This window comes from Shinella sp. GW821-FHT11G07 (genome assembly GCF_058808115.1).
The window spans coordinates 71645-91738 of the sequence record NZ_JBXARJ010000010.1; the positions used below are offsets into that span (position 1 = coordinate 71645).

The 20094-nt window shown below is 63.6% G+C and carries 22 protein-coding genes; 6 read left to right on the forward strand and 16 right to left on the reverse strand.

Going from position 1 to position 20094, the window contains the following annotated elements:
• Positions 1 to 13: 13 nt before the first annotated feature.
• Positions 14 to 2251: a phosphoribosylformylglycinamidine synthase subunit PurL gene (gene purL, locus AC1RT2_RS19925; RefSeq protein WP_493104687.1), complete on the reverse strand. Its 2238-nt coding sequence runs from the start codon at positions 2249 to 2251 to the stop codon at positions 14 to 16.
• Positions 2252 to 2353: 102 nt separating this feature from the next.
• Positions 2354 to 3772 carry an aminotransferase-like domain-containing protein gene (locus tag AC1RT2_RS19930; RefSeq protein ID WP_493104689.1) on the reverse strand — a complete coding sequence of 473 codons (1419 nt, stop codon included), beginning with the start codon at positions 3770 to 3772 and terminating at the stop codon, positions 2354 to 2356.
• Between the two features lie 94 nt (positions 3773 to 3866).
• On the opposite strand from AC1RT2_RS19930, the gene AC1RT2_RS19935 reads away from it, so the two are divergent.
• Positions 3867 to 4082 (forward strand): DUF1127 domain-containing protein, encoded by a 216-nt coding sequence (locus tag AC1RT2_RS19935; protein WP_493104691.1) that lies wholly within the window; start codon positions 3867 to 3869, stop codon positions 4080 to 4082.
• Between the two features lie 3 nt (positions 4083 to 4085).
• Here the strand turns inward: AC1RT2_RS19935 and AC1RT2_RS19940 are convergent, their stop codons facing one another.
• From AC1RT2_RS19940 to purC, 5 genes are read right to left on the reverse strand one after another with little or no spacing between them, the layout of a single operon-like run.
• Positions 4086 to 4478 carry a hypothetical protein gene (locus tag AC1RT2_RS19940; protein ID WP_069061421.1) on the reverse strand — a complete coding sequence of 131 codons (393 nt, stop codon included), beginning with the start codon at positions 4476 to 4478 and terminating at the stop codon, positions 4086 to 4088.
• Between the two features lie 47 nt (positions 4479 to 4525).
• Positions 4526 to 5197, reverse strand: a complete 672-nt coding sequence (purQ, locus tag AC1RT2_RS19945) for a phosphoribosylformylglycinamidine synthase subunit PurQ (RefSeq protein WP_493104693.1) — start codon at positions 5195 to 5197, stop codon at positions 4526 to 4528.
• A gap of 9 nt (positions 5198 to 5206) precedes the next feature.
• Positions 5207 to 5452 (reverse strand): hypothetical protein, encoded by a 246-nt coding sequence (locus AC1RT2_RS19950; protein ID WP_493104695.1) that lies wholly within the window; start codon positions 5450 to 5452, stop codon positions 5207 to 5209.
• 17 nt (positions 5453 to 5469) lie between these two features.
• Positions 5470 to 5712, reverse strand: a complete 243-nt coding sequence (gene purS, locus AC1RT2_RS19955) for a phosphoribosylformylglycinamidine synthase subunit PurS (RefSeq protein ID WP_069058963.1) — start codon at positions 5710 to 5712, stop codon at positions 5470 to 5472.
• A gap of 44 nt (positions 5713 to 5756) precedes the next feature.
• Complete coding sequence (gene purC, locus AC1RT2_RS19960) at positions 5757 to 6521, reverse strand: phosphoribosylaminoimidazolesuccinocarboxamide synthase (RefSeq protein ID WP_069058962.1); 765 nt, start codon at positions 6519 to 6521, stop codon at positions 5757 to 5759.
• Between the two features lie 227 nt (positions 6522 to 6748).
• On the opposite strand from purC, the gene AC1RT2_RS19965 reads away from it, so the two are divergent.
• A complete protein-coding gene (locus tag AC1RT2_RS19965) occupies positions 6749 to 7069 on the forward strand; it encodes a DUF1476 domain-containing protein (protein ID WP_069058961.1) in 321 nt (106 codons plus the stop codon).
• A gap of 59 nt (positions 7070 to 7128) precedes the next feature.
• Here AC1RT2_RS19965 and AC1RT2_RS19970 read toward each other — a convergent pair whose 3' ends face one another.
• Both AC1RT2_RS19970 and AC1RT2_RS19975 read right to left on the reverse strand, forming a co-directional pair.
• Entirely contained in the window at positions 7129 to 9717 is a 2589-nt protein-coding gene (locus tag AC1RT2_RS19970) for a sensor domain-containing protein (RefSeq protein ID WP_493104698.1), read from the reverse strand.
• An 85-nt stretch (positions 9718 to 9802) separates the two neighbouring features.
• Complete coding sequence (locus AC1RT2_RS19975; RefSeq protein ID WP_069058959.1) at positions 9803 to 10363, reverse strand: RBBP9/YdeN family alpha/beta hydrolase; 561 nt, start codon at positions 10361 to 10363, stop codon at positions 9803 to 9805.
• A 167-nt stretch (positions 10364 to 10530) separates the two neighbouring features.
• Between AC1RT2_RS19975 and AC1RT2_RS19980 the strand changes: the two genes are divergently transcribed.
• Positions 10531 to 11334 (forward strand): DUF2189 domain-containing protein, encoded by an 804-nt coding sequence (locus tag AC1RT2_RS19980; RefSeq protein WP_493104701.1) that lies wholly within the window; start codon positions 10531 to 10533, stop codon positions 11332 to 11334.
• 85 nt (positions 11335 to 11419) lie between these two features.
• Here AC1RT2_RS19980 and AC1RT2_RS19985 read toward each other — a convergent pair whose 3' ends face one another.
• The 7 genes from AC1RT2_RS19985 to AC1RT2_RS20015 form a co-directional block, all read right to left on the reverse strand.
• On the reverse strand, positions 11420 to 11662 hold the full coding sequence (locus AC1RT2_RS19985) for a hypothetical protein (RefSeq protein WP_493104703.1): 243 nt from the start codon (positions 11660 to 11662) through the stop codon (positions 11420 to 11422).
• Positions 11663 to 11762: 100 nt separating this feature from the next.
• Entirely contained in the window at positions 11763 to 13070 is a 1308-nt protein-coding gene (gene purB / locus AC1RT2_RS19990; protein WP_493104706.1) for an adenylosuccinate lyase, read from the reverse strand.
• Positions 13071 to 13129: 59 nt separating this feature from the next.
• Entirely contained in the window at positions 13130 to 13555 is a 426-nt protein-coding gene (locus AC1RT2_RS19995; protein WP_493104962.1) for a hypothetical protein, read from the reverse strand.
• 116 nt (positions 13556 to 13671) lie between these two features.
• The gene (locus AC1RT2_RS20000; RefSeq protein WP_493104708.1) at positions 13672 to 14406 is read right to left on the reverse strand and encodes a DUF2259 domain-containing protein; all 735 of its coding nucleotides are present in this window, start codon (positions 14404 to 14406) and stop codon (positions 13672 to 13674) included.
• Positions 14403 to 15080, reverse strand: a complete 678-nt coding sequence (rpe, locus tag AC1RT2_RS20005; protein ID WP_069058956.1) for a ribulose-phosphate 3-epimerase — start codon at positions 15078 to 15080, stop codon at positions 14403 to 14405. The genes AC1RT2_RS20000 and rpe overlap by 4 nt, the downstream gene beginning before the upstream one ends.
• A gap of 64 nt (positions 15081 to 15144) precedes the next feature.
• Positions 15145 to 16143: a P1 family peptidase gene (locus AC1RT2_RS20010; protein WP_493104710.1), complete on the reverse strand. Its 999-nt coding sequence runs from the start codon at positions 16141 to 16143 to the stop codon at positions 15145 to 15147.
• The gene (locus AC1RT2_RS20015) at positions 16144 to 17220 is read right to left on the reverse strand and encodes an ABC transporter substrate-binding protein (protein ID WP_493104712.1); all 1077 of its coding nucleotides are present in this window, start codon (positions 17218 to 17220) and stop codon (positions 16144 to 16146) included.
• A 142-nt stretch (positions 17221 to 17362) separates the two neighbouring features.
• Between AC1RT2_RS20015 and AC1RT2_RS20020 the strand changes: the two genes are divergently transcribed.
• The 3 genes from AC1RT2_RS20020 (at position 17363) to AC1RT2_RS20030 (ending at position 20089) form a co-directional block, all read left to right on the forward strand.
• On the forward strand, positions 17363 to 17890 hold the full coding sequence (locus AC1RT2_RS20020; RefSeq protein ID WP_171902444.1) for a flavin reductase family protein: 528 nt from the start codon (positions 17363 to 17365) through the stop codon (positions 17888 to 17890).
• Positions 17891 to 17968: 78 nt separating this feature from the next.
• The gene (locus tag AC1RT2_RS20025; protein WP_493104964.1) at positions 17969 to 18844 is read left to right on the forward strand and encodes an AAA family ATPase; all 876 of its coding nucleotides are present in this window, start codon (positions 17969 to 17971) and stop codon (positions 18842 to 18844) included.
• A 3-nt stretch (positions 18845 to 18847) separates the two neighbouring features.
• The gene (locus AC1RT2_RS20030) at positions 18848 to 20089 is read left to right on the forward strand and encodes a vWA domain-containing protein (protein ID WP_493104714.1); all 1242 of its coding nucleotides are present in this window, start codon (positions 18848 to 18850) and stop codon (positions 20087 to 20089) included.
• The last annotated feature ends 5 nt before the right edge of the window (positions 20090 to 20094 follow it).

Consider the following 20094-nt stretch of genomic DNA (forward strand, 5'->3'; position numbering starts at 1 on the left):
TGCTCCCTTATCTTTATTCCGCGGCGGCAGCGGCGGTGCCGTTGCCATCCATGAAGTCAGGGAACCATGATTCATGGGTGTTGCGCAATTGTTCAATAGAGACCGACAGAAGGTCACCCACGACGAGATTGTCACCCCCGACCGAGCCGAGACGGCGGAACGGCACGCCCGCACCTTCCGCGTTGGCGCAGAGGAAGTTGGCGAGATCGGCCGGAACGGCCAGCACGTAGCGGGCCTGGTCTTCGCCGAAAAGCAGCGCATGGGCCGGGCCGTTCGAGCCCGAAAGATCGACCGTCGCGCCCTTGCCGGACGACATGGCCATTTCGGCAAGGGCGACCGCGAGGCCGCCCGAGGAAATGTCATGGCAGGCCGTGACCTGGCTGTTGCGGATGGCCGAGCGGACGAAATCGCCATTGCGGCGTTCTGCGTGCAGGTCGACTTCCGGCGCCGGGCCGTCGATGAGGCCGAGCACGTCGCGCAGGTAGACGGACTGGCCGAGATGGCTGCCGTCGACGCCGATGAGGATCAGCTGGTCGCCGTCCTTCGCGCCGCCGATCTTGGCCATGACGGACCAGTCGGGCAAGAGGCCGACGCCGGCAATGGTGGGCGTCGGCAGGATCGCGATACCGTTCGTCTCGTTGTAGAGCGAGACGTTACCGGAGACGATCGGGAAATCGAGCGCGCGGCAGGCTTCGCCGATACCCTGGATCGCCTTGACGAACTGGCCCATGATTTCCGGCTTTTCCGGATTGCCGAAGTTCAGGTTGTCGGTGGAGGCAAGCGGCTCGGCGCCGGTCGCCGTGATGTTGCGCCAGCATTCGGCGACAGCCTGCTTGCCGCCTTCGAACGGGTCGGCCTCGACATAACGCGGGGTCACGTCGGAGGAGAAAGCGAGCGCCTTGGTGGCATGGCCTTCGACGCGCACGACGCCGGCATCGCCGCCGGGGATCTGCAGCGAGTTGCCCTGGATCAGCGTGTCATACTGTTCATAGACCCAGCGGCGGCTCGACTGGTTCGGCGAACCGACGAGTTCCAGCACGGCCTGGGCATAGTCGCTCGGCTCTGCGACCAGATTGGCCGGCAGGGGAGCGGGCTTGCCGGGCTCGCGCCACGGGCGGTCATATTCCGGCGCCTGGTCGCCCAGGTCCTTGATCGGCAGGTTTGCGACTTCCTCGCCCTGATGCAGGATGCGGAAACGCAGGTCGTCCGTCGTGTAGCCGACGATCGCGAAGGCGAGGCCCCACTTGACGAAGATCGCCTTGGCGACCTCTTCCTTGGCGGGCTCGAGCACCATGAGCATGCGCTCCTGGCTTTCCGACAGCATCATCTCATAAGCGGTCATCTGCTCTTCGCGCACCGGCACGAGATCGAGGTTCAGCTCGATGCCGAGGTCCCCCTTGGCACCCATTTCGACGGCGGAGCAGGTGAGGCCGGCCGCACCCATGTCCTGGATGGCGATGACGGCGCCGGTCTGCATCAGTTCAAGGCAGGCTTCCAGCAGGCACTTTTCGGTGAAGGGGTCGCCGACCTGTACGGTGGGACGCTTCTCTTCGATCGATTCGTCGAATTCGGCGGACGCCATGGTCGCGCCGCCGACACCGTCGCGGCCAGTCTTGGCGCCGAGATAGACGACCGGCAGACCGACGCCCTTGGCTTCCGACAGGAAGATCGCGTTGGATTTTGCAAGGCCGGCTGCAAAGGCGTTGACGAGGATGTTGCCGTTGTAGCGCTCGTCGAACTCGACTTCGCCGCCGACCGTCGGCACGCCGAAGGAGTTGCCGTAGCCGCCCACACCAGCGACGACGCCCGAGACGAGATGGCGGGTCTTCGGATGATCCGGCGCGCCGAAGCGCAGCGCGTTCATCGCTGCGACCGGGCGCGCACCCATGGTGAAGACGTCGCGCAGGATGCCACCGACGCCCGTTGCCGCGCCCTGGTAGGGCTCGATATAGGACGGGTGGTTGTGGCTCTCCATCTTGAAGACGACGCAGTCGCCGTCGTCGATGTCGACCACGCCAGCATTTTCGCCCGGACCCTGGATAACGCGCGGACCCTTGGTCGGCAGCGTGCGCAGCCAGCGCTTGGAGGACTTGTACGAGCAGTGCTCGTTCCACATGGCCGAGAAGATGCCGAGTTCGGTATAGGTCGGCTCGCGGCCGATCAGCGAGAGGATGCGATCGTATTCATCCGGCTTGAGCCCATGGGCAGCAATCAGCTCCGGGGTGATCGGGCGGGTGTTCGAAATGGTCATCGTCGCTCGTCTTGTCGTGGAGGGCAGGATTGGGGTCTCTTTAACCTATGCTGCCGTGCAGTGCGACAGGAAAATGACCGGAAACCACAGCAGAGCGGGGCTTCAGGCCGGGCTGTCATAGCCCGTCGGGCCGTGTTCGAGCAGGCGACGCAGCCGCGCCAGCCCGGTGACGACATCGGCGCGGTCGACAGGTGGTGAAAAGCCGATGCGGACGCGGTGGAAGGTCTTCTCCGAGCGACCGGCCTTGAACTCGTCCTCGTCGTCGATGAGGATGTCTTCCGCGAAGGCGGCCTGCCGGAAGGTGCCGGACAGCCAGGGATCAGGCAGCTTCAGCCAGAGGAACGGCACGCGGGGGTGCGAGGCGAAGTCGAGCCCGGCGAAGATGTCTCGCGCAACGGCTTCGCGCGCCTGCACCTCATCCGCAACGGCGCTGCGAATTGTATCCGCCGTGCCTGACAGCACGAGACGGGCAGCGAGTTCCGCAAGCAGGAACGGCAGGCCGCCGCTTACCATCTTGTGGGCGATGCGGACGCGTTGCGCCAGATGGGGCGGGCAGGCGACCCAGCCGCCACGAACGCCGGCCGCAACGCTCTTCGACAGGCCGCCGACGAGAAAGGTCCGGTCCGGCGCGATTTCGGCGAGCAGGGGAATGCCATTGTCCACGGTGGCGCCGTAGAGATTGTCCTCTATCAGCCAGACATTGTGTCGCTTGGCGATGGCGACAATCGCGCGGCGGCGATCCTCCGGCATGATGGCAAGCGTCGGGTTTTGCGCCGTGCTCATCAGGAAGGCGGCCTTGGGGTGCTGCTGCACGCAGACGCGCTCGAAATCCTCTGGAATCACGCCGTAAGCATCGGACTCGACGAGTGCCGTCTGGCGGCCGAGCAGGGCGGTGCCGCGGCTGATCTGCGAATAGGTGACGTGTTCGAAGACGATGCGGTCGCCGGGCGAGGTGATGACGGAAACGGCGGCGATAATGGCCGCATGTGCGCCGAGGGTGGGTACGATGCTGTCGATGCTCGGTTGCCAGCTGCCGCTTCCCAGCCAGCGCTGGCCCGCTTCCAGCCAGTGGCGCGGAAAATTGCGTGTGTAGCTGGCGATCTCGTTCGGCTGCTCCCGGCAAATCGCCGCGAGAATGTCGGTGACGGCGACGGATTGCCCGATATCGGTTGCCGCCGTCGTATCGAAGCGCAGCTTGCCGGGCGGTGCATTCGCCGCGCGGGTGCCGACCAATCTGGCGCTGATCGGATCGATGCCAGCGGGGTTATCGTTTTCCGGCGTTCCAAGCACATAAGTGCCGCGGCCGACTTCGCCGCTGACGAGGCCGCGCTCTCGAACCATGCTGTAGGCACGGCTGACGGTGCCGATGGTGACGCCGATGTCATAGGCGAGGTTGCGCTGGGGCGGCAGCTTGGCTCCGGAGGCGAGCGCACCGGTGTTGATCGCGCGCTCGATCTGGTCGGCGATACGGACATAAAGTGGGCCATCGGAGGCCTGAAGATCAGGAAGCCAATTTGTCATGGTGGCAATTCTTATATTGCACCGTTCGTGGAGTCAATTATTTCCTGAATGCACCGATTGTCACGCTCCCAGTGGCATTTCAGGAGAAGGCACCATGGCAATTGATACAATTTTCGTCGCGAGCGACGTCAGAAGTCGCCGCTCCCTAGGCGCAACGCTCCATCGGGCATGGCTTGTCTGCCATGCCTGGGCCATCAGGCGCCGCACGCGCCATGCGCTGGTGGAAATGACCGAGGAGCAATTGTGCGATATCGGCATAACCCGCAGCGAAGCGCGGCGGGAAGTCAGGAAATCATTCTACTGGGATTGAGGCTCAGCAGCCCTTGCCGCCGGCGGCCCAACGCTTGACGTCGGTCGCGATGCGCGCACTGACGGCTTCGCTCATCAACGGACCGAAGGCCTCGAGTCTTGCCGGATTGCCCTCCGCGTGCACGACGAGCAGCGGGCGTGATTCGGGCGAATTGCGATGCACGACGAGAATGCGCGGGCGACCGGAGAAGGAGTTCAACTCCGGTGCCAGGCGGTAGGCCTTGAAGGCCGGGTCGCCCGATTTGAACCAGCAGGCATTTGCGCCGAGCGCGATGCGCTCCATGGTCGGCAGCGCCGCGCCATTGGCCTTCGGCGCCGGTGTCTTCGTCTGGCAGGCCGCCAGAGCCGCAACGGCGATGAGCGGCAGGACAAGCTTGGCGGAGAGGAGAGGGCGCATGAAAAGCCTTTCGGGGATGGACATGCGCCCTTGATAGCAACGGCTGGTTAAGCGGCGATTACGTCGAGCACCGACGCGAACAGGCCGCGGCCATCGGAACCGCCATGCGCGGCCTCGATGAGGTTTTCCGGATGCGGCATCAAGCCCAGCACGTTGCCCTTGGCGTTCATCACGCCGGCAATGTCGTTGAGCGAGCCGTTCGGGTTGGTGCCGTCCGCGTAGCGGAACACGACCTGGCCGTTGCCTTCGATGGTTGCCAGCGTCTCGGCATCGGCAAAGAAGTTGCCGTCGTGATGGGCGACCGGGCAGCGGATGATCTGGCCCTTGTCATAGGCGCGGGTGAAGTCGGTCTCGGCATTGGCCACTTCCAGCTTCACTTCGCGGCAGACGAATTTCAGCGAGGCATTGCGCATCAGCGCGCCCGGCAGCAGGCCCGCTTCGAGCAGGATCTGGAAACCGTTGCACACACCCAGAACCTTCACGCCGGCTTCGGCCTTGGCCTTGATCGCCTGCATGACCGGCATGCGCGCGGCAATCGCGCCGCAACGCAGGTAATCGCCGTACGAGAAACCGCCCGGGATGACGATGAGGTCGACATCCGGCAGATCCGTTTCCGTCTGCCAGACGGTGACCGGTGCGGTGCCGGAAATCTTGGTCAGCGCCGCGATCATGTCGCGGTCACGGTTGAGGCCGGGGAGCTGGACGACGGCGGACTTCATGGGTGTGGTTCAAACCTTGCCTTTGGCCTCGGCGAGTTCACGCAATTCGAGGCGGTTTTCGATACGGTCGAGACGCTGGTCCATTTGAGCGAAGGCCCCGTGAAGGCTGTTGATGTCGCCCTGCATGCTGTGAATCTGGTTGCGTATGGAGAGGTTGTCCTGACGTAGGTCGCGTTGACCTTCCTTGCACAGGACAATGTCCGTCTGAATACGCTTCAGTATTTCATAGACAAGATCAGCATCAACCGTAGCCATCGCCGCCTCCTCAACCATTAAGAGAGGGCGATAGTATAGTTCTCGATTACCGTGTTGGCGAGAAGCTTGTCGCACATCGCCTTGAGGTCGGCTTCCGCCTTCGCGCGGTCGGCGGTCTGAAGCTCGAGGTCGAAAACCTTGCCCTGGCGGATAGCGCCGACGCCCTCGAAGCCGAGGCTGCCGAGCGCGCCTTCGATCGCCTTGCCCTGCGGGTCCAGAACACCGTTCTTGAGCGTCACTGTTACGCGTGCCTTGATCATGTCTTCCTCTTCAAACCAAATAGTGTCAGCCGGCCGGTGAAGGGTTACTTCACCAGAACCGGGCCGGTGCCGCGCACGGGCTCGTTCTCGTTGATGATGCCAAGGCGGCGGGCAACTTCCTGATAGGCCTCGACCAGACCGCCCATATCGCGGCGGAAGCGGTCCTTGTCCATCTTCTCCTGGGTGGCGATGTCCCACAGGCGGCAGCTGTCCGGCGAAATCTCGTCGGCGATGATGATACGCATCATGTCGCCTTCATAAAGCCGGCCGCACTCGATCTTGAAATCGACGAGCTGGATGCCGACGCCGAGGAACAGGCCGGAGAGGAAGTCGTTGACGCGGATGGCGAGCGCCATGATGTCGTCGAGTTCCTGCGGGCTCGCCCAGCCAAAGGCGGTGATATGCTCTTCGGAGACCATCGGGTCTTCGAGCGCATCGGCCTTGAAATAGAATTCGATGATCGAGCGCGGCAGCACGGTGCCTTCCTCGATGCCGAGGCGCTTCGAGAGCGAGCCGGCAGCGACATTGCGCACGACCACTTCGAGCGGAATGATCTCGACTTCCTTGATCAGCTGCTCGCGCATGTTGAGGCGGCGGATGAAGTGGGTCGGAATTCCCATCTTGTTGAGCTGCGTGAAGACGTATTCGGAAATACGGTTGTTCAGCACGCCCTTGCCGTCGATGACCGCATGTTTCTTCTTGTTGAATGCGGTCGCATCGTCCTTGAAGAACTGGATCAGTGTGCCAGGCTCGGGGCCCTCATAGAGAATCTTGGCCTTGCCCTCGTAGATACGGCGGCGACGGTTCATGGATTTTTCTCTTTGTTGGCGCGCTTGGGGCTCGCGCAGGTGTCGTTCGTTCCCGGCTCCATAAACGAATTGCCGCACTTTAACAATCGGCGTTACACCCGATCCCCCGATTTCCGGCCGCTCCGGGAAGTCCGGCCGGACAAAAGTTCGCATTGCACTTTTGCCGTCGTTTTGATTTATGGGCTTGGAAAACCCCATTGGGAAAAAGAATCTACGGGAGTCAAAGGATGACCAATATGCAGGATCGGGAAAAGGCGTTCGAGGCCAAGTTCGCTCTCGACGAGGAACTGCGCTTCAGGGCCGAGGCTCGCCGCAACAAGCTGGTTGGCCTATGGGCCGCTGGTCTGCTCGGCAAGACGGATGGTGATGCGGACGCGTACGCGAAGGAAGTCGTCGCCGCCGATTTCGAAGAAGTCGGCCACGAGGATGTCGTGCGCAAGGTCAAGGCCGATTTCGACGCCGCCGGCGTTGCCCGCAGCGAAGACGAGATCCGCGTTCAGATGCTGGAACTTCTTGCCGTCGCCATCGCGCAGCTCGAAGCCAACTGATCGCAGCGAGATTTTTCGCTTTTGAAAGCCGTCCGGTCCTGCCGGGCGGCTTTTTCAGTTTAGCGGTTGATGGCCCGGCGCACTTCGTTCTGCAGGTCCCGCACCGCGCCACCGTGCGCGCGCCATTCCTGCCGGTGCACAAAGTCCGGCACGGCATGCGCGGGCATGGGGCGGGCAAGCGCGTAGCCTTGCAGGATATCGCAGCCGAGATCGCGCATGATGGCGACATGGGCGGGCGTCTCGACGCCTTCGGCCACCACCTCGATGTTCAGGGACCGGCCGATCTCGATAATGGTGCCGATGAGCTTGCGTTGGCCGGGCGAGCGGCTGACGGGCTTCACAAGCTGGCGATCGATCTTCAGGCGGCGTGGGCTCAGCTTCATCAGGCTGATGATTGAGGCATGGCCGGTGCCGAAGTCGTCGATCTCGATATCGATGCCGAGCTTGCGCATCTCGGCAAGGTTTTCCAGCACCGTGCGGTCACAGTCATCAAGGAAGATCGATTCCAGAAGCTCGAAGGACAGCGATTTCGGCTGGATGTCGAGCGTGCGCAGCGAACGGCCAAGCTCGGGGTCGTGCAGGCGCTTTGACGAGACGTTGGCCGAAATCTTGTCGATGCCAAGCCCGAGCGTCTGCCACTCGGCGAAATCGGCGAGCGATCGTTCAAGCACGATCCGGTCGATGGTCGCCACGCAATCGAGATCTTCGGCGATCTTGAGAAACGTGTCGGGCGCAAGGATGCCGCGCGTTGGATGATCCCAGCGCGCCAAAGTCTCGACGCCGACAATATCCAGCGTGCGCGCGCAGAATTGCGGCTGGTAATAGGGCAGGAAGCGCCGCTGCTCCACGCCGGAAAGGATCTCGTCGGCGGTCTGCTTGTTGACGATGATCTGTGCCTGGAAATCGCTGGTGAAGAATTCGTGCCGGCTGCGGCCGCGATTCTTGGCGCGGTAGAGCGCAAGGTCGGCATTGACGAGGAGCTGCTTGGCGTCGACCGCACTGCCCGATTGGCTGGCAATGCCGACGCTTGCGCCGAATCGGCAAATATGACCGTTGAAGGTGACCGGCTTGCGCATGGCCGCCACGATGGCCTCTGCAAGCGTTGCGAGATTGCGCCGCGCAGAGCCCGTGGAGAGAAAGACGAATTCGTCGCCGCCGATGCGGGCGACAAATTCACCGGGGCCTTTCAACTCGTTCAGAACACCTGCGGCGTGCACCAGCATCTGGTCGCCGGCGAGGTGGCCGAGCGTGTCGTTGATCTCCTTGAAACGATCGAGGTCGATGTGCAGCACGGCAAGGCGCTGGCCGGTTTTTTGTGCCTCCTGTGCGGCCTCCTCGATTGCCGCATCCAGATAACGTCGATTCGGCAGGCCAGTCAGATGGTCGTGCAGCGCGATATATTCGATGCGTGCCCTGGCGGCTTCCAGCTCGTCGTTGCGGGCTTCGGCCAGCTCTTTCGCGTGTTTCAGCTCTTCCTGCAGGCGCACGTCATCCGTCACGTCCCAGTTCGCGCCGATGAGGCGGGGTGCGCCCGTCGTGTCGACATAGGGCGCAGCGCGTCCGCGCAGGTGGCGGATTTCGCCGTCACCGCGGACGATACGGAATTCGTTGGCGAAATCCCGGTTGCGGAAGATGCCGTCTTCGACCTTTGCCGTCGCCTTGCGCCGGTCTTCGGGATGCAGCGCGCGCTCCCAGCTGGCCCCATCGGGCTCTTCGGTCAGGCCGTACATCTCGATCATGCGGTCGTCCCACCGCACGTCATTGGTCCGCAGATTGACGTCGAACACACCGATGCGCGACACGCCGAGCGCGAGCTCGAGGCGTCGGGACATCTGGGCGAGGCGTTCCTCCGCCTCCTTGCGTTCGGTGACATCCGTATCGGTGCCGGCGATGCGGCTCGGCTTTCCGTCGGAGCCGTATTCGACGACAGCGCCGCGGCTTTCGATCCAGACCCAGTGCCCATCCTTGTGTCTTTCGCGGTAGCTGAAGACGTTGAAGGAGGCTGCACCGCTTTCCTGCCTGGCGATTTCGGCGAGAACATGTGCCCGGTCATCCGGATGCACGGTCTGGATCCAGGTTTCCAGCGACGCATCGATCGGGTCGTTCGGCTGCAGGCCGCGGATGGTGCGCCACTGGCGGGAATAGAAGAGATCGCCACGCGCAAAATCGTGGTCCCATACACCCTGGCCGGCGGATTCGAGCGCGTGATTCCAGCGGCTTTCGCGTTCCGCCAATTCGAGCGTGTTGCGCTTGCGCTCATCGATATCGATCGTCTGAACGATCAGCGCGGGCGTGATGTCTTCGCCCGGAAGGCACGGTGGCACGATGAAGGAGGCGAGCACCCAGAATTCCTCGCCATCTAGGCGCTTCAGCCGGATTTCCCAGGGGGCCTGTTCGAAAGCATCGCGTCGCATGGCGAAGGCGAGGACGGAACGATCCTTGGGAGAGACGCATGCCTCGAAGGACGGCAATTGCGAGAGCGCGGTGGCATTGAAGGCGGAGAGCAGGCTCGCATTGGCATCTATGATGCGGCCTTCCGCATCCAGAGCGGCGAAACCAAAGCCGGAACGCGCGAAAAGCCGACGATAAAACGGTTTGCTCTCCGTTTCTCGCACGGCAGTGAAGGTCGAACCGGACGGTTTGGCCATGAAACGCGGCGCCTGCAATGAACTCAACAGCCGCAGCGTGCAGGATTTCTATGAAGTTCTTCTTAATAACAAAAGCCGGAAAGGCCTACTCGGGCGCCTTCAGGCGGCTGAGGAACTGCGCGAACACCATCGTGCCTTCCGGCCAGGGGCCATGCCCGGACTCGGTGTTGATGTGCCCGGCTTCGCCCGCGTCGAGCAGCAGCGAGCCCCAGGCGGCCGCGATGTCGTCGGCATGCTCATAGGTCCCAAACGGATCGTTGCGGCTCGCCACGACGAGGGAGGGGAACGGCAGCGGCTCGCGCGGATAGGGGCCGAAGGTCATCAGGTGCTTGGGGCGGATTTCCGGGTTGGCAACATCCGGCGGCGCGACGAGGAAGGCGCCGGCGACCTTGTTGCCGAGATGGGGCGCGGCATGGATCGCGGTCGCGACACCCAGCGAATGCGCGACGAGCACGACCGGCTTCGTTGCGGCCGCCACTTCCTCGATCACCCGTTTTACCCAGTCTTCGCGCACGGGCTTTGCCCATTCCGCCTGCTCGACGCGGCGCGCCGAGCCGAGCCTGGACTGCCAGCGGCTCTGCCAGTGGTCGGGCCCGGAGTTGGTGTAGCCGGGAACGATGAGGATTTCTGCTTCTGACGCTTTCATGCGCCGGCATGTGCGTTCACGAAGTGCTGAAGTCAAGAGGCTGGGACAAATCAGTACGCGGGTGTATGCTGCGTCGTCTTCAATGCCAATCACGGTCCTTCGTGGTGGCGGACAATTGCCCTCCACACGCAGGCCGTGACGGTTCCAGACCGGCAGGAGAAATGGTCATGACGACTTTTCATGTGATGGCAGGTTCCGACGACATGGTAACGCGGCCGGCGATCCGGCGGATCACGTTGTCCGATGTCTGGGACGCACTGGCGCTCGGTTTCGAGGATTTTCGCGCGAAACCATCGCACTATGTCTTTCTAAGCCTGATCTATCCGATTTGCGGCGTGGTGCTCGTCACCTGGAGTTCCGGCGCCAACCTGCTGCCGCTGATCTTTCCGCTGATCGCCGGCTTTGCGCTGCTCGGACCGTTCTTCGCCCTCGGCCTCTACGAGATCAGCCGCCGGCGCGAACTTGGCATGGACACCTCCTGGCGTCATGCGCTTGAAGTCCGCCATTCGCCTGCACTTCCGTCCATTCTCGCCGTCGGCGCCTTGCTGTTTGTGCTTTTCATCGCCTGGCTGGTCTTTGCGCAACTGCTCTATACCAACCTGTTCGGGCCGGAGCCGCCGCAATCGCTGGCCCTGTTCATGGCCTCGATCTTCAGTTCGGAAAACGGGTTGCTGCTCATGCTGGCGGGCAACGCGATCGGCTTCTGCTTTGCATTGGTCGTGCTCGCCACGACGGTCATCGCCTTTCCGCTGATGCTGGATCGGGATGTCGGAGCAGTCGCCGCGATGGAAACGTCGTTGCGCGCCACGCTGATGAATCCGATGCCGATCGCCTGCTGGGGCCTGATCGTCGCCGCACTGCTGATCGCCGGCACCATCCCGCTCTTCGTCGGCCTTGCCGTGATCATGCCGATCCTCGGCCATGCGACCTGGCATCTCTACCGCAAGATCGTGGTCGACGAGCGGTCGTAAAAGGTTTTGCAGGCGGAACCCGCCAGGAGGAGGGCGTGAAACCGCCTGTCAGAGGGGAGCGATGGCGCCTTGTGCGCCATCGCTGTTACTTCGTCAGCGGATAACATTTGTCCGTGGAGAATGCGTTGTCCTTGAAGCCCATCTGGCAGATGACGATGCTGTCGTCGTCGTCCTTTTCCAGGAAGACGACATAGCTTTCGGCGATCGGCGACACATTGATGATGTCATAGCCGATTTTCAGCAATTCGAGGATGGATTGCGGCGTCTGCGCCTGCGCGGATCCGGCAAGAGACGCTGCGGCAAGCAGTGCGATAGCAAGAAACCTCATGATCAGCTCCCAATGGCGCGTGCGGCATTGCACGCGAGGGAAGTCTAATACAGAGGCGTGGGCCGGCGAAGAGACTTCGCCGGCCTGTTCCGGATCGATCTCAGACGGTGCCGAAGACGCGGCGGAAGATCGTGTCGACGTGCTTGGTGTGGTAGCCGAGGTCGAATTTTTCGCGGATCTGCTCTTCGGAGAGGGCTGCCCGTACCTCGGCGTCGGCCAGCAACTCTTCCAGGAAGTCCGCGCCCTTTTCCCACACCTTCATCGCGTTACGCTGCACGAGGCGGTAGGAATCTTCGCGCGAAACGCCGGCTTGGGTAAGGGCAAGCAAAACGCGCTGCGAATGAACGAGGCCGCGGAACTTGTTGAGATTCTTCAGCATGTTCTCCGGATAGATCACCAGCTTCTCGATGACGCCGGCAAGACGGTTCAGCGCGAAGTCGAGCGTGATCGTCGTGTCCGGGCCGATGCCGCGCTCGACGCTGGAGTGGGAAATGTCACGTTCGTGCCAGAGCGCCACGTTTTCCATCGCGGGCGTTACGGCCATGCGGACCAGGCGAGCAAGACCCGTCAGGTTCTCGGTCAGCACCGGGTTGCGCTTGTGCGGCATGGCGGACGAACCCTTCTGGCCCGGCGAGAAGAATTCTTCCGCTTCCAGAACTTCCGTGCGCTGCATATGACGGACTTCGATCGCGACGTTTTCGATCGACGAGGCGATGACGCCGAGGGTCGCGAAGAACATGGCATGACGGTCGCGCGGGATGACCTGCGTCGAGACCGGCTCCGGCACCAGGCCGAGCTTGGCGCAGACATGCTCTTCGACGCGCGGGTCGATATTGGCGAAGGTGCCGACGGCACCGGAGACCGCGCCGGTTGCGATTTCCGCGCGGGCTGCGACGAGACGGGCGCGGTTGCGATCCATCTCGGCGTAGAAGCGGGCGAGCGTCAGGCCCATCGTCGTCGGCTCGGCATGGATGCCGTGGCTGCGGCCGATGCGGATCGTGTCCTTGTGCTCGAAGGCGCGGGTTTTCAGCGCGGCGAGCAGGCGATCCATGCCGGAAAGCAGGATGTCGGCGGCGCGCACGAGCTGGATATTGAAGGTCGTGTCGAGCACGTCCGACGAGGTCATGCCCTGGTGCACGAAGCGGCTGTCGGGGCCGACGAATTCGGCGAGGTGCGTCAGGAAGGCGATCACGTCATGCTTGGTGACCGCTTCGATCTCGTCGATGCGGGCAACGTCGAATTCCGCCTTGCCGCCCTTTTCCCAGATGGTTTCGGCTGCCGACTTCGGAATGACGCCTAGGTCTGCCAGCGCATCGCAGGCATAGGCTTCGATCTCGAACCAGATGCGGAACTTCGTTTCGGGCGACCAGATGGCGACCATGTCCGGTCGGGAATAGCGAGGGATCATCGGCTCAAGACTTTCTCAGGTGGGCGTTGCCGCCGCTTTAGCAAAGATGGCCGGCAAGCTCAACGCATGTATGGGGGCATCGACCGCGCGAGCCACAGGCTGGCGCCCGCCAGGATGGGCAGGCCGACCGGCAGGTAGAGCCGCAGCCCCATGACGAGGAACTGGTAGACGGCACCGGCGGAGGTGAAAACGAACTGATAGGCCCAGATGCGCGTGCCGAAGGGCTGGTGCCACTGCGCATAGAACAGCCGGTAATCCATCGCGAAAAGAAAGGCCGTGGCGGCGATGGTGCCGAGGCTGAGCAGCGCGAAATGGGCGGCAAAGCGCGTCTCGGCGCAGCGCCGTCGCGTCAGCAGGCGGGCCATCGGCAGAACGACGATCCAGGCAAGCAGACCGCCTGCGAAAAAGATCAGCAGGATCATTGCGAGGTGAAATGTCTGCGCACGCCCCTGCATTGCAAGCGAGACGAAGGCGCAAGCCGCCATCAGCAGGCCCCAGGCAACGGAGCCGCCAAGGTGAAGGGGACGGGAGGGGAAGACCGGCGCGGGCCTACTCTGAAACGTGGCGTTTGCGCCTGTCGCCCCCGTCGCCAGATCCATGCTCAAGGCCGGAACGGTACGGCGATCCAGCGGCCGTCGCTGCCTTCGAAGCCGAAGCTGCGCACCAGCACGAGCGCCATATGCACCGGATCGGCGCCAAACGCGTTGAAGGTTACGGCGCCGGATATCTGGTAGGAATGCGGACAGTTGCGGCTCTCGGGCACGCGCGTATCCTCATGCACCACCGTGTCGACCGCCTGGCCGTCGCGTCTCACGAGCTTGAGGCGAAATCCCTTTATCCCGTCGGGCGTGAGATCACGGCATTTGTCCGTCATGTCGAGCGCGATGTCTTCGAGGGCCAGCGCATAGCTTCCGCCGACCATCGGCTCGATCGCATGCGGGAAATACTCGATACGCTTGCGGTCGACACCGGCTTCGCCCATCGGATTGAATGCCGCGAGCAGGCCCGGATTGGAGAGCACCTTGTGCTGTGCGATCAGGTTTTTCGCCTTGTCACGGCTTTCCGCCCGCGCCTTTGCAAGGTCCGCTTCCTCGTCGTCGATCCGTGCACGGATCGGCGTTCCGGGAAGATAGGCGTCCTTCTGCGTGTCGATGAAGTAGATGGTCGAATAGGGAAAGCCGGAACCGTCCTGGACGCCGAATTCCTCGAAGGCGTAGACCTTCCCGTCCGGCGAAAAGCCAAGGGTTTGGAAGGTCGAGAAGTCGCCGGCTGACGCACCTGCCGTTGCCAGCACGGTCACCAGAAGGGCGAACGCCGCCTTTCGCAAAATCCTCACGCCCGCGCACCCTCCGCATTGCTGCGTAGAGTGTCGATCGTTTTGCGATAGGCGTCAATGTGACCGCCACCGAAGATGGCGGAGCCCGCGACGAAGACATTGGCACCGGCAGCGGCGGGCATGGCGATCGTGTCGACTGCAATGCCGCCATCGACCTGGATGTCGATCGGCCGGTCGCTGACGAGCGAACGCACGCGGCGGAGCTTTTCCTGCATCGCCGGAATGTATTTCTGGCCGCCGAAGCCCGGGTTGACGGTCATCACGAGGATAAGGTCGATCTTGTCGAGCAGGTAGTCGAGCACGCTTTCCGAGGTCGCCGGGTTGATCGAGACACCGGCACGCTTCCCAAGCGCCTTGATGGCCTGCAGCGATCGGTCGAGATGGGGACCTGCCTCGGCATGCACGGTGATGCTGTCGCAGCCGGCCTTGGCGAAAGCTTCGAGATAGGGATCGGCCGGCGCGATCATCAGATGGCAGTCGAAGAAGGCGTCGGTATGGGGACGCAGCGACTTGATGACATCCGGGCCGAAGGAGATGTTCGGCACGAAATGGCCGTCCATGATGTCGAGATGGATCCAGTCGGCGCCTGCCGCGACGACGTCGCGCACTTCCTGGCCGAGTTTCGCATAGTCGGCGGCGAGAATGGAGGGCGCGATCCGGATGGGAAGGGTCATGTCAGGCTCCGTGGAAAAATTTGCGTCGCCATACCATCCCCGCGATGGGCGAACAACGGGCGATTTACCGCGCCCAGCTTGGCATGACGTCGCCCGGCATGGGCGTGGCATCATGCACGCCGCCGGCGATGGCGCGCGCCATGGTGGATGCGGCGGCGGCGCAGAGGCCGATGAAGTCCTCCGGCGCCGGCGCGCGGCCGCTTTTGCCGGTCGCCAGCGCGAAGACGAGATCGCCGTCGAGCGGCGTGTGGGCCGGCCAGAGGGCACGGGCAAAACCGTCATGGGCGGCAATGGCGAGACGCTTCGCTTCGGCCTTGCTCAGCGCGGCATCCGTGGCGATGACGGCGATGGTGGTGTTCTCCGTGCCGGTCGGGCGACGCGACATTTTCGTGCGTGGTATGCGGGCGTCGGTTGGGAAGGGGAAGGGCAGGCCGAGCCCGCCGAACTCTTCCGCTTCCTCGAAGGGCGCCGCCCAGAAATGGCGCGTGTCGCCGACCGTCGCGGCGCCGAGCGCATTGACCGCCACGAGGGCGCCAACGGTAAAGCCGGCCTCCAGAACGGTGGAAGCAGAACCGAGGCCGCCCTTGAAGGTCGCGGTGAGCGCACCGGTGCCAGCACCGGCGCTGCCGGTCTCGAAGTCTTCGGCGGCCCTGGCAAGTGCCGCATAACCAAGCTCGCGATAGGGCGGATAACGGCCCCAGTCCTTGTCGCCGCCGTTCATCAGATCGAACAGAATGGCGGCGGGCACGATCGGCACGCGAAAAGGCCCGACGGCAAAACCGCGTCCTGCCTCGCGCAGGCCCGCCTGCACGCCGGACGCAGCATCCAGCCCGAAGGCCGAACCACCGGACAGCACGAGGGCGTCGACGGTCTGAACGGTGTTGTGCGGCTCCAGAAGGTCCGTCTCGCGCGTTCCCGGCGCGCCGCCGAGCACTTGTACCGCGGCCACCGCCGGCTCGTCGCAGAGCACGACGGTGACGCCGGAGCGCAGGGCGTGATCCGTCGCGTTGCCGACCTTGAGACCGGCGACATCCGTGATGCGGTTCTTCGGCCCCGGTTTCATCTACTCGCTCTCCGGGGCTGCTTCCACCGGCACGAAGGCGCCGGCCTGCCAGACGAGCAGGCGGTAGGGGTTTTCACGCATCTCATGATCCGCGCCAAAGGCGACGGTGCCGATTGCCGTCTGGAAACTGCCGCCGGCCAGCGTTTCCACGAGGTTACCGCCCTCTGCCGCGGCGGCCGCGAGTGCGGTAACTGCGGCGTGGGCAGGCAACACATAGCCTTCGGCGACAATGCCGCTCTCCTGCATCGCCCTGGCGACCGGCAGCCCTGCCGGCAGCGTCTGGTAATCGGGCAATGCAATCGCCTCCACGCCATCCGTCATCGGCACGAGCGGATCGGCGCCGAGCAGCGCCTCGCCGCCGAGCAGGGTCAATGGCGTCTTTTCGCTCTTCGCATCACGGGCGATGACAGCGATATCGGTGCGGTCGCCACCGACGAAAACGTGGGTCACGCCGGTCTTGATGAGGCGGCGGACGAGGGTGAGCTGCTGTTCCTGCGTCGGACGATAGGTATCGACGAATGCCGCCTTCATGCCGACCTCCTCCAGCCGCAGGCGAACCGTCTCGACGAGCTCGCGGGCATGGATCGTACCGTCGTCGATAAGGGCGAATGGCTCGGATTTCCAGGCGCGGGTGATGATGTCGACGGCCTTGTCCGCCTCGGCCTTCGGGCCGGGGGCGAGGCGGAAGAGCGGCCATTTCTTCTTCAGCGCATCTTCCATGAGAATGCCGGAGCGAACCGACAGCGTGATCGCCGGTATGCTTGCCTCCGCCAGGGCGGGAAGCGAGGCGGCAAGCCCTTCCGTGCACAGGAAGCCGATGGCGGCGACCGCGTCAGCGGCGAGGATCTGCTTGGCAATGGCCTCGCCATCGTTTTCGTCGCAGGATTCGGGAATGGTCACGATAGTGTCGCCGTTCGCCTCCGCCGCAAAACGCGCACCATCGAGAACCTGCTGGCCGAGAATGGCGAGCGGCCCTTCCTGCGGCGCGACGACGGCAAAGGTCAGGCCTGCGGCTGCGGCCGGGCTGGCTGCAAACAGAAGGATGCTGAACAGGGTGACGAGGGACGCGGTCTTCATTCTGGATCCATGGGGCAAAGCTAAGTCTTTTGTAAGGATCGCGCGAAGGGCGTCAAAGGGAAATCTCTGTTGAAAATCCGCGCGGAAAAACTGGATGAGAAAAATCCACTTTAAGGGGGTTACATTTTTCTTCATTTTCGCCATGTATCTCCTTCATGAGAAGGAGAACGCCGTGTTGGACAGATTGATGCTGGACCCATCGCTCTACCGTAACGCGATGAGCCGCTATGCAGGCCATGTGCAGATCGTGACGACGACCTTCGAGGGCGAGCGGCGCGGGGTGACGATCACTGCTGCCTGCTCGGTGTCGGACAATCCGGCCATGGTTCTCGCCTGCGTCAACGCCTCCAACCCGAAGAATGCCATCTTCGAGAAAAGCGGCCGCTTTGCGCTGAACACGCTTGCCGCCGACCAGATCGAGCTTGCCAATGCCTTTTCCGGCCGCGATCCCGCCTTGACCTCGGAAGAGCGCTTCGCCAAGGGCGACTGGGAGGAGCTGGTGACCGGGGCGCCGGTGCTGAAGAACGCGCTTGCCGCCTTCGATTGCCGGCTTGTCGAATTCAAGGTCATGGCGACGCACATGATGCTGATCGGCGAAGTCATGGGCGTTTCCGCCGGCGCGCACAAACCAGCGCTTCTCTATATGGACCGGGGCTACCACACGCTATAAGTTCCTCCTCCGGAGTGGAGGAGCGGTGTGGTTTACCAACGCGGACATATCCCGCAATCGATCGACGAGACCGCCGCGATGCTGTCGGCCGGCAACTACCTCGCCGCGCGTTCGCTGGCGACGGTGCTTTTCCTGTCGCTGCGCATGAAGCGGCCGCTTTTCCTCGAGGGGGAGGCTGGCGTTGGCAAGACCGAGATCGCCAAGGTGCTGGCTGCCTCGCTCGACCGCCCGCTGATCCGCCTGCAATGTTACGAGGGCCTTGATATCGCCTCGGCCGTGTATGAGTGGAACTATCCGGCGCAGATGCTGGAAATCCGCCTCGCCGAAGCTTCCGGTACCACGGACCGCGGCCGCATCGAGGCCGACATCTTTTCCGAGCGCTATCTCATCCGCCGTCCGGTGCTTCAGGCGCTGTCGTCGCCGGATGGCCGCGCCCCGGTCTTCCTGATCGACGAACTGGACCGAACCGACGAGGCCTTCGAAGCCTTCCTGCTGGAGGTGCTGTCGGATTTCCAGGTGACGGTGCCGGAACTGGGCACGATCCGGGCGACTGAACCACCCATCGTCATCATCACGACGAACCGCACGCGCGAAGTGCACGACGCGTTGAAGCGGCGCTGTCTCTACCATTGGGTCGACTATCCCGCAGCGGCACAGGAACTGGAGATCATCCGCCGCAAGGTGCCGCGCTGCAACGAGGTGCTGTCGCATCAGGTCGTCGCCTATGTGCAGAAGCTGCGCACGCTCGATCTCTTCAAGAACCCCGGTGTAGCCGAAACCATCGACTGGGCGACGGCGCTGACCGAACTCGACCGGGTGGCGCTCGATCCGGAGACGGTGTCGGACACGCTCGGCACGCTGCTCAAATATCAGGACGACATCGCCCGCATCGACGGCGCCGAGGGCCGCAAGCTGCTCGACGACGTGAAAACCGGCCTGGCGGCGACAGGCTGAACGATGACCCTTGCAGCGGACAACGACAGTGCGGATGCTGCCACGGATGGCCGGCTTGCCGACAATATCGTGCATTTCGCGCGCGTGCTGCGCAAGGCGGGGCTGCGCATCGGTCCGGCGGCGGTGACGGATGCCATCGAGGCGGTGCAGGCGATCGGCATTGGCGAGCGCGAGGAGTTCTACACCGCGCTGCATGCGACGCTGGTCAAGCGGCATGAGGACGACGCCGTCTTCGACGAAGCCTTTCGCCTGTTCTGGCGGTCACGTGATCTTGTGGGGAAAATGATCGCGCTGATGTCGCCGGTCGTGACGCGGCAGGAGGAGCGGGAAAAGCGCAAGGCGGGGGAAACCCGCGTGTCCGATGCGTTGTTTGGCGAACGATCGGAGGAACGGCCGCAGCGCGACGAGCCGGATATCGAAATCGACGCCCGTTTCACCGCCTCCGGCAGCGAAATTCTGCGCCGGACCGATTTCGCCCAGATGACGACGGCGGAACTGGCCGCGGCCAAGCGCACGATTTCCAATCTTGTGCTGCCGGTCGACGAGGTGCGCACGCGCCGTTTCCGCCGCAGCAACCGGCCGGTGGCCATCGATGCCCGCGCCACGATGCGCCACGCAATGCGCACCGGCGGCGCACTCATCCTGCCGCGCTATCGGGAGCCGAAGACGATCCATCCGCCGCTCGTCGTGCTCGCCGATATTTCCGGCTCGATGAGCCAGTACACGCGTATCTTCCTGCATTTCCTGCATGCGCTGGGCGAGCATCGCCGTCGCGTGCACGCCTTCCTGTTCGGCACGCGCCTCAGCAATGTCACGCGCCAGATGCGCCACCGCGATCCCGATCTCGCCGTGGAGGCGTGCAGCCAGACGGTCAGCGACTGGTCCGGCGGCACGCGCATCGGCGAGACGCTGAAGGAGTTCAACCGGCTCTGGTCGCGCCGCGTGCTGGGGCAGGGCGCCGTCGTGCTGCTGATCACCGACGGGCTGGAGCGCGAGGACACGGACCTGCTCGAGACGGAGATGGACCGGCTACACCGCTCCTGCCGGCGGCTGGTCTGGCTCAATCCGCTGCTGCGGTTCGAGGGGTTTGAAGCGCGGGCGCGCGGGGTGAGGGCCATGCTGCCGCATGTCGACGAACTGCGGCCGGTACACAATCTGGAGGCCATGGCGGATCTGGTGGCCGCACTGTCCGGCGAAGCGCCGCGCGGTGCCGGTGATCCCAGACGTTTTCTGCCGGCGGCATGAGGAGG

Coding starts and splice junctions, on each gene's coding strand:
- purL (WP_493104687.1), bottom strand. CDS start 2,251: ATGACCATTTCGAACACCCGCCCGATCACCCCGGAGCTGATTGCTGCC.
- AC1RT2_RS19930 (WP_493104689.1), bottom strand. CDS start 3,772: ATGACAAATTGGCTTCCTGATCTTCAGGCCTCCGATGGCCCACTTTAT.
- AC1RT2_RS19935 (WP_493104691.1), top strand. CDS start 3,867: ATGGCAATTGATACAATTTTCGTCGCGAGCGACGTCAGAAGTCGCCGC.
- AC1RT2_RS19940 (WP_069061421.1), bottom strand. CDS start 4,478: ATGCGCCCTCTCCTCTCCGCCAAGCTTGTCCTGCCGCTCATCGCCGTT.
- purQ (WP_493104693.1), bottom strand. CDS start 5,197: ATGAAGTCCGCCGTCGTCCAGCTCCCCGGCCTCAACCGTGACCGCGAC.
- AC1RT2_RS19950 (WP_493104695.1), bottom strand. CDS start 5,452: ATGGCTACGGTTGATGCTGATCTTGTCTATGAAATACTGAAGCGTATT.
- purS (WP_069058963.1), bottom strand. CDS start 5,712: ATGATCAAGGCACGCGTAACAGTGACGCTCAAGAACGGTGTTCTGGAC.
- purC (WP_069058962.1), bottom strand. CDS start 6,521: ATGAACCGTCGCCGCCGTATCTACGAGGGCAAGGCCAAGATTCTCTAT.
- AC1RT2_RS19965 (WP_069058961.1), top strand. CDS start 6,749: ATGACCAATATGCAGGATCGGGAAAAGGCGTTCGAGGCCAAGTTCGCT.
- AC1RT2_RS19970 (WP_493104698.1), bottom strand. CDS start 9,717: ATGGCCAAACCGTCCGGTTCGACCTTCACTGCCGTGCGAGAAACGGAG.
- AC1RT2_RS19975 (WP_069058959.1), bottom strand. CDS start 10,363: ATGAAAGCGTCAGAAGCAGAAATCCTCATCGTTCCCGGCTACACCAAC.
- AC1RT2_RS19980 (WP_493104701.1), top strand. CDS start 10,531: ATGACGACTTTTCATGTGATGGCAGGTTCCGACGACATGGTAACGCGG.
- AC1RT2_RS19985 (WP_493104703.1), bottom strand. CDS start 11,662: ATGAGGTTTCTTGCTATCGCACTGCTTGCCGCAGCGTCTCTTGCCGGA.
- purB (WP_493104706.1), bottom strand. CDS start 13,070: ATGATCCCTCGCTATTCCCGACCGGACATGGTCGCCATCTGGTCGCCC.
- AC1RT2_RS19995 (WP_493104962.1), bottom strand. CDS start 13,555: ATGGCGGCTTGCGCCTTCGTCTCGCTTGCAATGCAGGGGCGTGCGCAG.
- rpe (WP_069058956.1), bottom strand. CDS start 15,080: ATGACCCTTCCCATCCGGATCGCGCCCTCCATTCTCGCCGCCGACTAT.
- AC1RT2_RS20010 (WP_493104710.1), bottom strand. CDS start 16,143: ATGAAACCGGGGCCGAAGAACCGCATCACGGATGTCGCCGGTCTCAAG.
- AC1RT2_RS20015 (WP_493104712.1), bottom strand. CDS start 17,220: ATGAAGACCGCGTCCCTCGTCACCCTGTTCAGCATCCTTCTGTTTGCA.
- AC1RT2_RS20020 (WP_171902444.1), top strand. CDS start 17,363: ATGTATCTCCTTCATGAGAAGGAGAACGCCGTGTTGGACAGATTGATG.
- AC1RT2_RS20025 (WP_493104964.1), top strand. CDS start 17,969: ATGCTGTCGGCCGGCAACTACCTCGCCGCGCGTTCGCTGGCGACGGTG.
- AC1RT2_RS20030 (WP_493104714.1), top strand. CDS start 18,848: ATGACCCTTGCAGCGGACAACGACAGTGCGGATGCTGCCACGGATGGC.